Annotated in this window: 14 protein-coding genes; 10 read left to right on the top strand and 4 right to left on the bottom strand. The window is 60.6% G+C overall.

Annotation, left to right across the window (positions count from 1 at the left end; all coding sequences use genetic code 11):
- Positions 1-4 precede the first annotated feature (4 nt).
- The 9 genes from phnL to phnN all read left to right on the top strand — a co-directional run bounded on the left by phnL (position 5) and on the right by phnN (position 8226).
- A complete protein-coding gene (gene phnL, locus ACZ5FP_RS15055) occupies positions 5-712 on the top strand; it encodes a phosphonate C-P lyase system protein PhnL (protein ID WP_464661095.1) in 708 nt (235 codons plus the stop codon).
- On the top strand, positions 709-1323 hold the full coding sequence (locus ACZ5FP_RS15050; protein WP_346305461.1) for a DapH/DapD/GlmU-related protein: 615 nt from the start codon (positions 709-711) through the stop codon (positions 1321-1323). Before phnL ends, ACZ5FP_RS15050 begins: the two co-directional genes overlap by 4 nt.
- Before the next feature lie 98 nt (positions 1324-1421).
- Positions 1422-2255 carry a phosphonate ABC transporter ATP-binding protein gene (gene phnC, locus ACZ5FP_RS15045; RefSeq protein WP_464661093.1) on the top strand — a complete coding sequence of 278 codons (834 nt, stop codon included), beginning with the start codon at positions 1422-1424 and terminating at the stop codon, positions 2253-2255.
- Between the two features lie 83 nt (positions 2256-2338).
- Complete coding sequence (gene phnD / locus ACZ5FP_RS15040; RefSeq protein ID WP_223613473.1) at positions 2339-3250, top strand: phosphonate ABC transporter substrate-binding protein; 912 nt, start codon at positions 2339-2341, stop codon at positions 3248-3250.
- Positions 3251-3327: 77 nt separating this feature from the next.
- Positions 3328-4287 carry a phosphonate ABC transporter, permease protein PhnE gene (gene phnE / locus ACZ5FP_RS15035; protein WP_464661091.1) on the top strand — a complete coding sequence of 320 codons (960 nt, stop codon included), beginning with the start codon at positions 3328-3330 and terminating at the stop codon, positions 4285-4287.
- A 9-nt stretch (positions 4288-4296) separates the two neighbouring features.
- Positions 4297-5631: a phosphonate ABC transporter, permease protein PhnE gene (gene phnE / locus ACZ5FP_RS15030; RefSeq protein ID WP_464661090.1), complete on the top strand. Its 1335-nt coding sequence runs from the start codon at positions 4297-4299 to the stop codon at positions 5629-5631.
- Between the two features lie 119 nt (positions 5632-5750).
- On the top strand, positions 5751-6458 hold the full coding sequence (locus ACZ5FP_RS15025; protein WP_464661088.1) for a DUF1045 domain-containing protein: 708 nt from the start codon (positions 5751-5753) through the stop codon (positions 6456-6458).
- Positions 6459-6460: 2 nt separating this feature from the next.
- Positions 6461-7600, top strand: coding sequence for an alpha-D-ribose 1-methylphosphonate 5-triphosphate diphosphatase (locus ACZ5FP_RS15020; RefSeq protein ID WP_464661087.1), 1140 nt, complete (start codon positions 6461-6463; stop codon positions 7598-7600).
- Entirely contained in the window at positions 7597-8226 is a 630-nt protein-coding gene (gene phnN / locus ACZ5FP_RS15015; RefSeq protein WP_223613474.1) for a phosphonate metabolism protein/1,5-bisphosphokinase (PRPP-forming) PhnN, read from the top strand. Before ACZ5FP_RS15020 ends, phnN begins: the two co-directional genes overlap by 4 nt.
- A gap of 66 nt (positions 8227-8292) precedes the next feature.
- Here the strand turns inward: phnN and ACZ5FP_RS15010 are convergent, their stop codons facing one another.
- Positions 8293-9360 carry a porin gene (locus ACZ5FP_RS15010; RefSeq protein ID WP_464661085.1) on the bottom strand — a complete coding sequence of 356 codons (1068 nt, stop codon included), beginning with the start codon at positions 9358-9360 and terminating at the stop codon, positions 8293-8295.
- Positions 9361-9669: 309 nt separating this feature from the next.
- Between ACZ5FP_RS15010 and dusA the strand changes: the two genes are divergently transcribed.
- A complete protein-coding gene (gene dusA / locus ACZ5FP_RS15005) occupies positions 9670-10680 on the top strand; it encodes a tRNA dihydrouridine(20/20a) synthase DusA (RefSeq protein WP_464661083.1) in 1011 nt (336 codons plus the stop codon).
- Positions 10681-10685: 5 nt separating this feature from the next.
- Here the strand turns inward: dusA and ACZ5FP_RS15000 are convergent, their stop codons facing one another.
- From ACZ5FP_RS15000 to ACZ5FP_RS14990, 3 genes are read right to left on the bottom strand one after another with little or no spacing between them, the layout of a single operon-like run.
- A complete protein-coding gene (locus ACZ5FP_RS15000) occupies positions 10686-11390 on the bottom strand; it encodes a TIGR02281 family clan AA aspartic protease (RefSeq protein ID WP_464661081.1) in 705 nt (234 codons plus the stop codon).
- On the bottom strand, positions 11390-11623 hold the full coding sequence (locus ACZ5FP_RS14995; protein ID WP_223612885.1) for a DUF1289 domain-containing protein: 234 nt from the start codon (positions 11621-11623) through the stop codon (positions 11390-11392). The genes ACZ5FP_RS15000 and ACZ5FP_RS14995 overlap by 1 nt, the downstream gene beginning before the upstream one ends.
- A gap of 18 nt (positions 11624-11641) precedes the next feature.
- Positions 11642-12415 (bottom strand): adenosylcobinamide-GDP ribazoletransferase, encoded by a 774-nt coding sequence (locus ACZ5FP_RS14990; protein ID WP_464661079.1) that lies wholly within the window; start codon positions 12413-12415, stop codon positions 11642-11644.
- Positions 12416-12515 lie beyond the last annotated feature (100 nt).

Raw genomic sequence — 12515 nt, 5'->3', positions numbered from 1 at the left:
CATCATGCCAACACCTCTCGTTGTTTCCGATGTCGCCAAGAGCTTCACCATGCATCTGCGCGACGGCATCCGTCTGCCCGTGGTGGCGAATGTCTCGTTTTCCATCAAGGCGGGTGAATGCGCCGTGCTCGGCGGTCCGTCAGGGGCGGGCAAAAGCTCGATCCTCAAGATGGTCTACGGCAATTATGCCGTCGACCGCGGCCAGATCATCGTGCCCTATGGCGACCGGCTGGTCGATCTTGCCAGTGCCGATCCGCGCACGGTTCTGGGCGTGCGCCGCGACATGATCGGCTATGTCAGCCAGTTCCTGCGCACCGTGCCGCGCGTGTCGGCGCTCGATGTCGTTGCCGAACCGCTGGTGGCGCGCGGCATCGACCGCACCGAAGCGCGCGACAAGGCCGCAGCCCTGCTTGCCGGGCTCAATCTGCCCGAACGGCTCTGGTCACTGCCGCCTGCCACCTTCTCCGGCGGTGAGCAGCAGCGCGTCAATATTGCGCGCGGTTTCATCACCGATCACCCGATCCTGCTTCTGGATGAGCCCACGGCTTCGCTCGATGCCAAAAACCGCGAAGTGGTCGTTTCGATGATCCGCAGCAAAAAAGAAGCTGGTATCGCCATGCTCGGGATTTTCCACGACGAGGATGTGCGCGAGGCCGTGGCCGACCGCATCATCGACGTGACCGCATTTGCCGTACAGAGCGAGGCAGCATGACCCGGCTTTCCCCAACACCGCTCATTCACGCGACAGCGCACGTCGAGGACAGCGAACTCGGCCGCTACACGGAGATTTCCGAGCGCTGCCGCATCAGTGAAACCAAACTCGACGATTATTCCTACATCATGCAGGACGGTGCGGTCTGGTGCGCCACGATCGGCAAGTTCGCCAACATCGCGGCGAGCGTGCGGATCAACGCGACCAACCATCCGACCTGGCGGGCAACGCTGCATCACTTCACCTATCGTGCCGGTGACTACTGGGACGATGCCGGTCCGGAAGAGTCGTTTTTCGAATGGCGCCGGACCAATCAGGTGCGTATCGGCCATGACGTCTGGATCGGCCATGGCGCGACGGTTCTGCCCGGCGTTACCGTCGGCGATGGCGCCGTGATCGGGGCGGGGGCGGTGGTCTCACGCGATGTTGATCCCTATACGATTGTCGGCGGTGTTCCCGCCCGCAAAATCCGCGACCGTTTCGACAAAAAGACGGCGGAACGCCTGCAAACACTGGCGTGGTGGGACTGGGATCATGCCCGCCTGCGTGGTGCTCTGGATGATTTTCGCGCCCTCGATATCGAGGCATTTCTGGAAAAACATTCAGGCTGACTTCTGCTTTCCCCAGTTGTCACGTAAGTGCAATAAAAGTGCCATCGCACCTTCACACTAGGGCTTTAGGACAGGGCAATACCAACAAGGATTGGCCTATGCTGAAGATTGAAAACGTGACGCGTCGTTTTGGCAGCAATATTGCCATCGACAATGTCAATGTTGAAATCCCGCAGGGGCAGATGGTCGGAGTCATCGGTCGCTCGGGTGCAGGCAAGTCGACGCTGCTGCGCATGATCAACCGCCTGATCAACCCGTCCGAAGGGTCGATCATCTTCGACGGCAAGGATGTGGCCAAGCTCAACGGCTCGGCGCTGCGAGCCTGGCAACGCGATTGCGCGATGATCTTTCAGCAGTTCAACCTTGTTCCCCGCCTCGATGTCCTGACCAATGTCCTCCTTGGGCGCCTGAACCACCGATCCACCATCAAAAGCCTTCTCGGCATATTCTCACGCGAAGAACGTGCCATGGCAATCGCCGCCCTCGAGCGGCTCGATATTGCCAAAACCGCCCTGCAGCGGGCCGGAACACTCTCCGGCGGACAGCAGCAGCGGGTCGCCATCGCCCGGGCGCTGATGCAGAACCCCAAAGTCATTCTCGCCGACGAACCCATCGCCTCTCTCGATCCGCGCAATGCGCAGGTGGTGATGGAATCCTTGCGTGACATCAATGAAAAAGAGGGCCTTACCGTCATCACCAACCTGCATACGCTCGATACGGCGCGGCATTTCTGCGAGCGCATCATCGGCATGCAGGGCGGCAAGGTGGTTTTCGATGGCACGCCCGACGATCTGACCGAGGCTGCCGCCCGCCGCATCTATGGTGCGGATGGCCTGAAGGATGCTTTCTCGGAAGCCATCACATCGACAAGCATTGCGCGTCATGCGCCGACACCAATCCCCGAATTAGAGGCCATACTGGCCGCGCGTTGAGCGCAAACGGATCGGCTTGCCCACGTAACGGGCTCAAGTCCACATAAAAAACTCTGGAAGCTTTGACAGGAGAGATAGTCATGTTGCTTAAGAAAGCCCTTATGGGTGCGATTGCAATCAGCGCCGTGTTTGCAGGCTCGATGGCTCGTGCCGAAAACCTTGAGACCTTTCGCGTCGGTATCATCGGCGGCGAAAACGAAGCAGACCGCCTGCGCAACTACCAGTGCATCGTCGACAAGCTGCCAAAGGTTCTCGGCGTCAAGGACGTCAAGCTGTTCCCGGCGACGGATTATGATGGCGTCATCCAGGGCCTGCTCGGCGGCACCCTCGACTATGCGGAACTGGGCGCTTCTGGCTTTGCCAAGATCTATCTGACCAATCCGAAGGCTGTCGAGCCGATCCTGACCACCGTCCAGACCGACGGCGCGACCGGTTACTACTCGATCATGGTTGCCCGCAAGGACAGCGGCATCAAGACGCTGGCCGACATGAAGGGCAAGAAGCTCGGCTTTGCCGATCCAGACTCCACATCCGGCTACCTGATCCCCGTTACCTCGCTGCCGAAGGACATCAAGACCTCGGTCAAGGAATACTTCTCCGAAACCGGTTTCGGCGGCGGTCATGAAAACCTCGTTCTCGCCGTCAAGGACGGCAAGTTCGATGCCGGCACGACATTCGGCTCCGGCGTCGGCAAGTTCGACGAAGGCTACACGTCAGGCAATCTGCGCAAGATGGTCGACAAGGGCCTGATCGACATGAAGGATTTCGTCGAACTCTGGAAGTCGCCGCTGATCCCGAACGGCCCGATCGTTATCCGCACCTCGCTGGATGCCGACCTGAAGAACAAGTTCAAGGCCTTCATGCTCGATCTGCCGAAGAGCGATCCTGCCTGCTTCGCAGCCACCATGGGCGGCGATTTCAAGAGCTATACTGAGGTCAACACCCAGTTCTATCAGCCCATCATCGACGCCCGCAAAGCGCAGATCGGCGGATAAGCCAGACACACATCATCACGGCCAGTTCTGCGGATCTGGCCGTGATTTTGTTTGCGGCACCTTGAAGGATGTTTGCAATGAGCAGAACCGCTTCCCCTGAGTTGTCGTCCGACGGCATCCAGATCGAACGGCACTGGCAGGAGCTTGCCGGACGCCGCCGTGCCTATAGCTGGATCATCGCCATAGGACTGCTGGTCACCATTGCCGGGTCCCTGTGGTTTGCCAATGAATCCAATGCGGGCAAGTTCTTCGACCGTTTGCCGCATCTCTTCGATTTTGCCGGTGATCTGGTTCCGCGCGACGGATGGGAAGTGTGGCGCGCCATGTTCGATCTGCCGTCGCCCTATTTCGACGGAAGCCTGAAATATGACTACCCCGAAGGGCGGGTCTATCTCTTCGGCGGGTTCTACATGCCCGAATATTTCTACAAGATGCTGGAAACGCTCAATATCGCGATCCTGGCGACACTTGCCGGTTTCATTTTCGGTTTCATGATCTGCTTTCTCGCGGCCAAGAATCTCGTGAAGAACCGGTTCATCCGGTTTGCCGCCCGCCGTTACATGGAAATCCTGCGTGCCTTTCCGGAAATCGTCATTGCCGGTTTCTTCGCGGCCATCCTGTCGCTGGGGCCGATCCCTGCCATGTTCGCCGTCGGCATCCACACGATCGGCGCTCTCGGCAAACTGTTCTTCGAAGTGGTGGAGAATGCCGATATGAAGGCGGATGAGGGGCTGCGCGCCGTCGGTGCCAACTGGTTCGAGCGCGTCGGTTTCGGCATCGTGCCGCAGGTCATGCCGAATTTCATGTCCTATGCGCTGCTGCGGCTTGAGATCAATGTGCGCGCCTCGACCATCATCGGCGCCGTTGGCGGCGGCGGTATCGGCGAGGAGCTGCGCCTGTCCATCGGACGCGGCCATCAGGCCAAGACGCTGGCGATCATCCTGCTTCTCTTCGTGACGATCATTGCCGTGGATCAGTTTTCCGCATGGCTGCGCCGCCGCCTCGTGGGCGAGCAGGCCTTTGCCGTCGGTGGTTAGGATATTATCATGAGCGCTATCACAGCCGATACCATTGCCGATTTCGAGACGCGGTATCCCGCCGTTTTCAATCCGCCGTTCTGGCGCCGTTTCATGCCTGTGCTGATTGCAGCGGGCATCGTGGCCTATGTGTTCTATTGCTGGTGGTTCTTTTCCATCGGCACCGTGCTTGCCGGCGGCCAGTGGCAACGTGCCGAACTCTATGCCCGCGATTGGGTGTCCTATGCCATCAAGACCACGGTTCGGCCGGGGCCGACGGGCGCGACCGTCAGTTATCCCCGGTTTTCCGAGCTGGGCGACAATCCGAACCCGAGCTGGGTGGTGAAGGACGGCAACAATGTCGCCATCCTCTTCGGTTCGGACAAGAAGCTCGACATCAACGATCAGCGCGTGATCGTCACGCGGGGCGGCGAGACGCTGACGGTGCTGCTGGCGGCAGACGGCGCCAAGCCGCAGGGGCCGCTGCCGGGCTGGGCAACCCTGAAGGAAGACCAGGTGACGGTGAGTTTCGGCTTTGCCGGGCAGGCCGACATCATTCCGCAGCGGGTCGTGGTGAGCCGCCGGTTCCTCGGCTGGGCGAATTTCGTCTTCGATACGAGTTCGCCGTTCTGGGGCAAGTCCTTTGGCGAGGTGGCCTCGCTGATCGTCAGCGGCGAGCGCATCAAGCCCGAGATGTCGAATGCATCGCTTGCCTTCGACAATATCTGGTTCAACTCCTCATGGCAGCACGGCGATGTCTGGACAAAACTGCTGCAGACCATCGTCATGGCCTTCATGGGCACGCTGATGGCGTCGCTGCTGTCGTTTCCGCTGGCCTTCATTGCCGCGCGCAACATCACACCGAATGTCTTTGCCAACCAGATCACCAAGCGCGTCTTCGACTTCCTGCGCTCGGTTGATATGCTGATCTGGGCGCTGTTCTTCACCCGCGCCTTCGGCCCGGGACCGCTCGCCGGTATTTCGGCGATCTTCTTCACCGACACCGGCACGCTGGGCAAAGTCTATTCGGAAACGCTTGAAAACATCGACGACAAGCAGCGCGAGGGCGTCAAGTCCGTCGGCGCGTCGCCGGCCAGTGTGCAGCGCTATGGTGTCCTGCCGCAGGTTCTGCCGGTTTTCGCCAGCCAGGCGCTGTATTTCTGGGAATCCAACACCCGCTCGGCCACCATCATCGGTGCCATGGGGGCGGGCGGCATCGGCCTGAAATTGTGGGAAGCGATGCGCACCAACACCAACTGGCACAATGTCGCCTATATGGTCGTCCTCATCCTTGTTGTGATATTCATTTTTGACGGCATATCCAACGCCCTACGCTCGCGTTTGACCGGAAAGAGCCAACATTAGAGCAAATTTTGTCTATGCGGAGTCATCCTGCCGGGTGAATAAAACTTGCTCTAAATCTCGACGTTCAAAGGCTTGTCATATTTGAAGCGTAACGCGAGACTGTTCCAGAGGAATCATCCATGCGCTATGCAATCTATTTCACGCCGCCATCGGCCGACCCGCTATTGAAAGTGGCGGCGAACTGGCTCGGCCGCAACGCCTTCACCGGCCAGCCGGTGCGGCCGCCGCAGATCCGCGATCTGGCGCATGAGGATTTTGCCCAGCTGACCGAGTCGGCGCGCCGCTACGGTTTCCATGCGACGCTGAAGGCGCCGTTCCATCTGGCTGACGGGATCGAAGAGCGCGAGCTTCTCTCGGCCCTCATGCATTTTGCCTCCTCCATCGAACCCGTCGAAATTCCAAAGCTGACGATCGCCAATCTTGACGGGTTTTTCGCCCTCGTGCCGGAGGAACCGGTGGACAGGCTGAACCAGCTGGCCAATGATGTGACCGTGGCCTTCGACCGTTTCCGCGCGCCGCCGAGCGAAGCGGAGATCAAGCGGCGGAACCCGGAAAACCTGTCGCCGGCCCAGCGCCGCAATCTGGAACAATGGGGCTATCCCTATGTTTTTGAGGATTTCCGCTTCCATATGACCCTGACAGGTCCGGTTCCCGAGCGTGACCGGCCCAAAATCGAACGTATTCTGAGTGAATTCTTGGAGCCAGTCCTCGAAGAGCCAGTCGAAATCAACAATCTCGCTTTGTTTACGGAAGCCGAGCCGGGCTTCCCCTTTGAAATTCACTCGCTGCATCCGCTGGCCGGAACCAACCGTAGAAAGACTGCCTGATCATGTCCGCCGAATTGATCCTGAACAACGCGCAAATCGTTCTCGAAGATGACGTCATCAAGGGATCTGTCCTGATCCGTGACGGCAAGATTGCCGATATTTCAAACGGGACAGCATCGGGCGGCGAGGATTTTGACGGCGATTATCTCATTCCGGGGCTTGTCGAACTGCACACGGACCATCTGGAAGGCCACTACGCGCCGCGTCCGCGCGTGCGCTGGAATCCGATTGCAGCCGTGCTTGCGCATGATGCGCAGATTGCCTCATCCGGTATCACCACGGTTCTCGATGCGCTGCGCATCGGCCTTGACCGCGATGCTGATATGTCCGCCCAGGAAATCCGCAAGCTGGCCGACGCCATCGAAGACAGCGTGCAGCAGGATCGCCTGCGTGCCGATCACTATTTCCATCTGCGCTGCGAAGTGTCGGTCGCCGACTGCCTCGACGGGTTCCATTATTTCGACAATGACAGCCGCGTGCGCCTGGCCTCGCTGATGGATCATGCGCCGGGCCAGCGTCAGTTCGTCGACCTGGAAACCTATGCCTATTACTACCAGCGCAAGCTGAAGCTGTCCGACCTCGAATTCAACGTGTTCTGCGAGCAGCGCATGGAGGAATCAGCCCGCCATTCCGCACCGCACCGGAAAGCCATTTCCGATCTGTGCCGCGAGCGCGGCATCGTGCTGGCCAGCCATGACGACGCGACGACAGCCCATGTGGATGAAGCTGTGGAGCAGGGCATCCACGTGGCGGAATTCCCGACGACGCTGGAAGCGGCGGCTGCCTCGAAGCAGGCGGGCCTTGCCGTGCTGATGGGCGCGCCGAACGTCGTTCGCGGCGGTTCGCATTCCGGCAATGTTTCGGCGCGTGAGCTGGTCGAACATGGCCACCTCGACATCCTGTCCTCCGACTATATTCCGTTCAGCCTGATCCAGTCGACCTTCTTCCTGAGCGACGTGGTCGAGGGGATTACCCTGCCGGATGCGGTGCGGCTGGTGACCAAGAACCCGGCCGAGGCGGTCGGTTTCGACGACCGCGGTGTCATCGAAGTCGGCAAGCGTGCCGATCTGGTGCGGGTCCGGGTTGACGAGCACATTCCGGTCGTCCGCACGGTGTGGCGCGAAGGCCGCCGGGTGGTCTGATGGCAGCGGCAACGATCGAACGCGCACTCAATCCGGCATCGGCGCCGTTGCGCAACGGCGTGTTTGTCGCCGTTGTCGGCCCGAGCGGGGCGGGCAAGGATACGATCATGGATTTTGCCCGCGACGCATTGCGCGGCCAGCCGGATTTCCATTTCGTGCGCCGGGTGGTGACACGGCCATCGACGGTCGATGCGGAAGACCATGACAGCCTGGGTGAGGAAGAGTTTCTGGCCGCGCAGCGGGCAGGGGCGTTCTGCCATTGCTGGGAGGCCCACGGTTTGCGCTACGGCTTGCCCGTCTCGGTGGACCAGCAGGTTGAGCAGGGCGCGGTGGCCATTGCCAATGTGTCGCGCGGTGTCCTGCCGGCGTTGCGCCAGTCCTATGCCAATTTCATCGTCGTGCACATTACCGCGTCGCCCGAGGTCCTGGCACAGCGTCTGGCCGCGCGCGGCCGCGAGGATGCCGAGGAAATCAAACGCCGCCTGATGCGGGCAGCGCCAAACCCGTGCGATCCCTCCGATGCCGTGATGATCGACAATTCCGGCGAGGTTGCCGTTGCAGGCCGTGCTTTTGTCGCTGTTCTCAGGAAATCGTCGGCATTTGCCGCCGTTTCCGAGCAAATCTGAACTAGTCTCATCCAGACATACAAAAACCGGGGGCAAGCCCCCGGTTTTGTTTATTCTTCAGTCGTTTTAGAAATTGCGCTGGAAGCGGATCGTACCGCCGAAAGCATCATCGTTGCCGCCATTGGCAAGCGAGGTGTCCTTCCGGTCGCCGTCAAACTTGGTGTAGTTCACTTCCGGTGTGATCGTGAAGCCAGGGACGAGCTCGTAAGCAACGTTCAAAGCTGCAGCAACGGTACCTTCCGATTCATAGCCGACGAGACCGTTGATGGTTGCCTTGTCGGAAACCTTGGCGGCCAGTCCGCCCCAGGCCGCCCAGTCGCCATGCCAAGGCGCGAGGAAGTTGCGGTTGACGCGGGTGGTGTCGTAGCCGGACTGATAGCCGCCCATGACGAAGGCGGAGAACGTATCGGTGAACTTCAGGTCGAAGCGCAACTTGCCGGCGAATTCTTCGACGTTGGAGTCGTAACCGCCGATTGCACTGACGCCGCCCCAACCCTGCTCGAACTTCACGCCGCCCATCAGGTGCGGCAGGTAGCTGTCGATGACATAGCCGGAATAGCCGTCATTGGTCGAACCCTGTTCGGCGGCGACGATGACCGAGAAGCCATTGCCCGCGGCATAGGTATAGCTGACCTGGTTGCTTGCCCAGCTGTTGTAGTTGATCACATCGTCATTGATGATGTTGCCGGCGTAATTGGTCCATGAGCCGAAGATTTCGTCGGCAACACCGATGCGGAAGCCGCCAAGCTCAATGAAGGCCTGGGGAATGGTGCCGCCGCTGTTTACGCCATTGGTGTATTCGAAGCGGGTCTGGATGTAGGAACGCAACGTGCCGAGTTCGGTTTCCGAGCGGGCATCGAAGCGGATTTCCGTACGCAGATGCTTGTTCCAGGTGCCGAACTCGCCGCCTCTGTAGACATTGTCACCCGCACCGACATCGTAGCGCAGATAGCCGCCGATCTTCAGGCAGGTTTCAGTACCGGGGATATAGAAGAAGCCCTTGCCATAAGCATCGCAGACGCGAACATACTCAACCGGTTCCGGCTGCGCCACCACGATAGCATCCGCTGCGCGGGCGCCAGTAACGGCAACCAACGCCGCCGCCGAGCCAAGAAGAATAGCTTTGATGTTCATCTGGAACCTCCATGCAAATCGATGAATCTGTTTTAGGCCGGTTTTTATGACGGTGTAAAACTGAAAAATGCCGAACCGGCGGTTCGATAGACTTTGTTGCGGTTTTATCACGCTACTGAATGTACCCTATCAGGCCGGGGCATTGCGGCGCGAAAGCCATGCTCCGGTGGACAAAACGGCCGCCGCGCATTATGAGGAGCGGCGCAATCTGTGACGACGGCCGGGCAAATTCGGCCGTTTGACCGTCACGTTGCCGATCACGCATTGTGCAAACGCGCCAACACCAATCGAAAGCATCCGGACGTGGCAATGACGGCTGAACAGAACAATGGCTACACGCACAACCGCTTTGCGGTTGCGCCGATGATCGATTGGACCGATCGCCATTGCCGGACGCTGCACCGCCAGTTCACGCGCCATGCCTTGCTCTACACGGAAATGATCGTGGCGGATGCGGCCATCCACGGCAATCGCGAACGGCTCCTGGGTCTTTCCAGCGCCGAGCACCCCGTTGCCTTGCAGCTCGGCGGTTCCGATCCGGCCAAGCTCGCCGAAGCGGCGCGGGTAGGGGAAGCCTTCGGTTACCGCGAGATCAACCTGAATGTCGGCTGCCCGTCGGACCGCGTGCAGTCCGGCACGTTCGGTGCCTGCCTGATGAAAACGCCCGGCCTGGTGGCCGACTGCGTCGGGGCGATGAAGCGGTCGGTGTCGATCCCCGTCACGGTCAAATGCCGGATCGGCGTCGATGATCAGGATATCGAACCGGCGCTCGACGATCTCGCTGGCGGCGTGTTCGCAGCCGGGGCCGATGCCCTGTGGGTGCATGCGCGCAAAGCCTGGCTCAAGGGGCTTTCACCGAAGGAGAACCGGGATATTCCGCCGCTGGATTATGACCGCGTCTACCGGCTCAAGCGGCAAAACCCGAGTCAATTCATCGGGATCAATGGCGGCATTCAGACGCTCGATGAAGCGCTTCAGCATTTGAATCATGTGGATGGTGTCATGCTCGGCCGCGCCGCCTACAACAATCCCATGTTGCTCGCCGATGTGGACAGGGCGATCTATGGCGATGCCCGTCCGGCCGCATCGGCCGATGCGATCATCGACCATATGTGCGCCTATGCGGATGAGCATGTGCGGCAGGGCGGGCGCGTCTCGCACATAGCCCGCCATATGGTCGGCATGTTCCACGGTGCCGCCGGTGCGCGGCGCTGGCGCCAGATTCTGTCCACGGAAGCCAACAGGCCGGATGCGGACAGCAGCGTCATCCGCCGCGCCTACGAAGCCGTGCAGGCCGGGTCGGCCGACCAGGCCGCCTGAACCGTCTAATCCGACAGGATCAGGCGATCGCCGCGCACGGAAAAACCGCTGAGGGTGTTGAGGAAATTCATGCCGAGCAGGCTGCCGTCCATGCGGCCCTCCTGCGCGACCATGGCACGGATGTTGCGCCGGAGGATGGCGCCGATCCTGATTTCGTCCAGCATCACGATCGCGGCAGTGGCTGCGCCGTTCGCCGTCATGATCGGCGTCCTGTAGGCCAGCTTGTCCGGATTGAGGCCCGCCCGCCGTGCGTCGTCATAGGAGAGCACGATGGACGATGCGCCGGTATCGACCATGAAGCCGATCGAGGCATTGTTGACCGAGCCCTTGACCTCGAAATGACCGTTTTCGGCCTTGGCCAGCGTCACTGTCACGCCGCCATCGCCATCCCTTGCGGAAATCGGGCTGCCGGGAACGAGCCCCGCCGTGACGCGGTGACCGATATCCTGCAGTTCATAGCGATACTGGTAACCGGCAACCAGAGCCATCAGAATAACCAGCCACATCGCCATGTTGCGCAGGACATGGCTGAGCGGGATGCCGGAGCCGAGCAGGCCTGCCGCAATCACAATGCCCCAGATGCTCATATAGGCAAGGCGCGCGAACTGGTCATTGGCCAGACCCAGCGTCGTGCCGCTGCCATTGTTGGCGATGAGGAGGAGGGTTGTTCCGGCGATGAGGGCGACGATGATCCAGAACAGGCGGGGCATCAGATCTCCTGTTCCTTTTCACGGGCCATGCGGGTGCGCCGGGTTTCGCGGCGCGGGCGGCGTTCGATGCTGTCGAGACGGGCGGCAAGGCCGGCCATGATCGTCCGGCGATTATCCGGCGTCATCGTCAGCCACGCACCGATTTCCTCGCGCGTGCGCCCGCAGCCGAAACAATAGCCGGTCTTCATATCGATGGCGCAGACGAGGATGCAGGGTGACTCGATGGTGCTCATATCCCAGATTTGGTACAGTTAGACCGCAATCACAAGCCCGAGCAAAAGCGAAATCGTTGCCAGTTGCTGCATGGCGCCCAATGTATCGCCGGTCTGCCCGCCGATTTTGTCGCGGCAGAGGGCTGCAAAGCCATAAAACACCAATCCCGCCAGACAGGCGGGTACGATCACGGCAAAAGGTCCCCCGGCTGCGCCATAGCCGATCACGAGGATGACCGCGCCGATGATCAGGCTGAAATTGGCGGCGTCTTCCGTCGGCGTGCCCGCGCTGTCGGCAACGCCGCCGGAGCGGGCGGAGGGGAGCATCTGCCAGAATTTGACCAGGACGGCCCGGCTTGCCGCCTCCGTCGCCACGAGAACGGCGATGGAGGCGATGGGGCTGAGATCGCTGAGAATGTCCATGTAGAAGGCAATGCGCAACAGCACGGAGAGGATCAGCGCCAGCGTTCCGTAGGAGCCGATGGCCGAATCCTTCATGATCTCAAGCCGCCGCGCGCTGGTTTTCCCGCCGTAGAAGCCGTCGGCAGCGTCGGCAAGGCCGTCCTCGTGCAGGGCGCCGGTGACAATGATCGAGGTGGTGACCAGCAGCAGCGCGGTCACGAATTCCGGCAGGTCGAGGGTGTGTCCGACAAGGATGACCACCGCGGCGGGCACGGCGATCAGGATGCCCGCGAGCGGAAAGCCGCGCACCGTGTCGTGCAGCGAGCCCTGATAATCCTCGAACCATTGCGGCGATACCGGCCAGCGCGACAGAAAGGCCAGCGCGCGCATCGTTTCCTTCAGCAGTTCCATGACCTGTTCCCGTTCAGCAAAGCCGACGGCCGGGGCGCGACATTCAATGCCGCCCGATGGCCTTTGCGTTTTGTCTGCCAAAGCTTATAGGACGTGCATC

The sequence above is a fragment of the Phyllobacterium sp. T2-21 genome, from assembly GCF_055378485.1.
This window is presented reverse-complemented; position numbering and strand designations above follow the sequence as displayed.

Bases quoted from the DNA above. Each gene is read 5' to 3' on its own strand.
- phnL (WP_464661095.1), top strand. From the start codon at position 5: ATGCCAACACCTCTCGTTGTTTCCGATGTCGCCAAGAGCTTCACCATG.
- ACZ5FP_RS15050 (WP_346305461.1), top strand. From the start codon at position 709: ATGACCCGGCTTTCCCCAACACCGCTCATTCACGCGACAGCGCACGTC.
- phnC (WP_464661093.1), top strand. From the start codon at position 1,422: ATGCTGAAGATTGAAAACGTGACGCGTCGTTTTGGCAGCAATATTGCC.
- phnE (WP_464661091.1), top strand. From the start codon at position 3,328: ATGAGCAGAACCGCTTCCCCTGAGTTGTCGTCCGACGGCATCCAGATC.
- phnE (WP_464661090.1), top strand. From the start codon at position 4,297: ATGAGCGCTATCACAGCCGATACCATTGCCGATTTCGAGACGCGGTAT.
- ACZ5FP_RS15025 (WP_464661088.1), top strand. From the start codon at position 5,751: ATGCGCTATGCAATCTATTTCACGCCGCCATCGGCCGACCCGCTATTG.
- ACZ5FP_RS15020 (WP_464661087.1), top strand. From the start codon at position 6,461: ATGTCCGCCGAATTGATCCTGAACAACGCGCAAATCGTTCTCGAAGAT.
- ACZ5FP_RS15010 (WP_464661085.1), bottom strand. From the start codon at position 9,360: ATGAACATCAAAGCTATTCTTCTTGGCTCGGCGGCGGCGTTGGTTGCC.
- dusA (WP_464661083.1), top strand. From the start codon at position 9,670: ATGACGGCTGAACAGAACAATGGCTACACGCACAACCGCTTTGCGGTT.
- ACZ5FP_RS15000 (WP_464661081.1), bottom strand. From the start codon at position 11,390: ATGCCCCGCCTGTTCTGGATCATCGTCGCCCTCATCGCCGGAACAACC.
- ACZ5FP_RS14995 (WP_223612885.1), bottom strand. From the start codon at position 11,623: ATGAGCACCATCGAGTCACCCTGCATCCTCGTCTGCGCCATCGATATG.
- ACZ5FP_RS14990 (WP_464661079.1), bottom strand. From the start codon at position 12,415: ATGGAACTGCTGAAGGAAACGATGCGCGCGCTGGCCTTTCTGTCGCGC.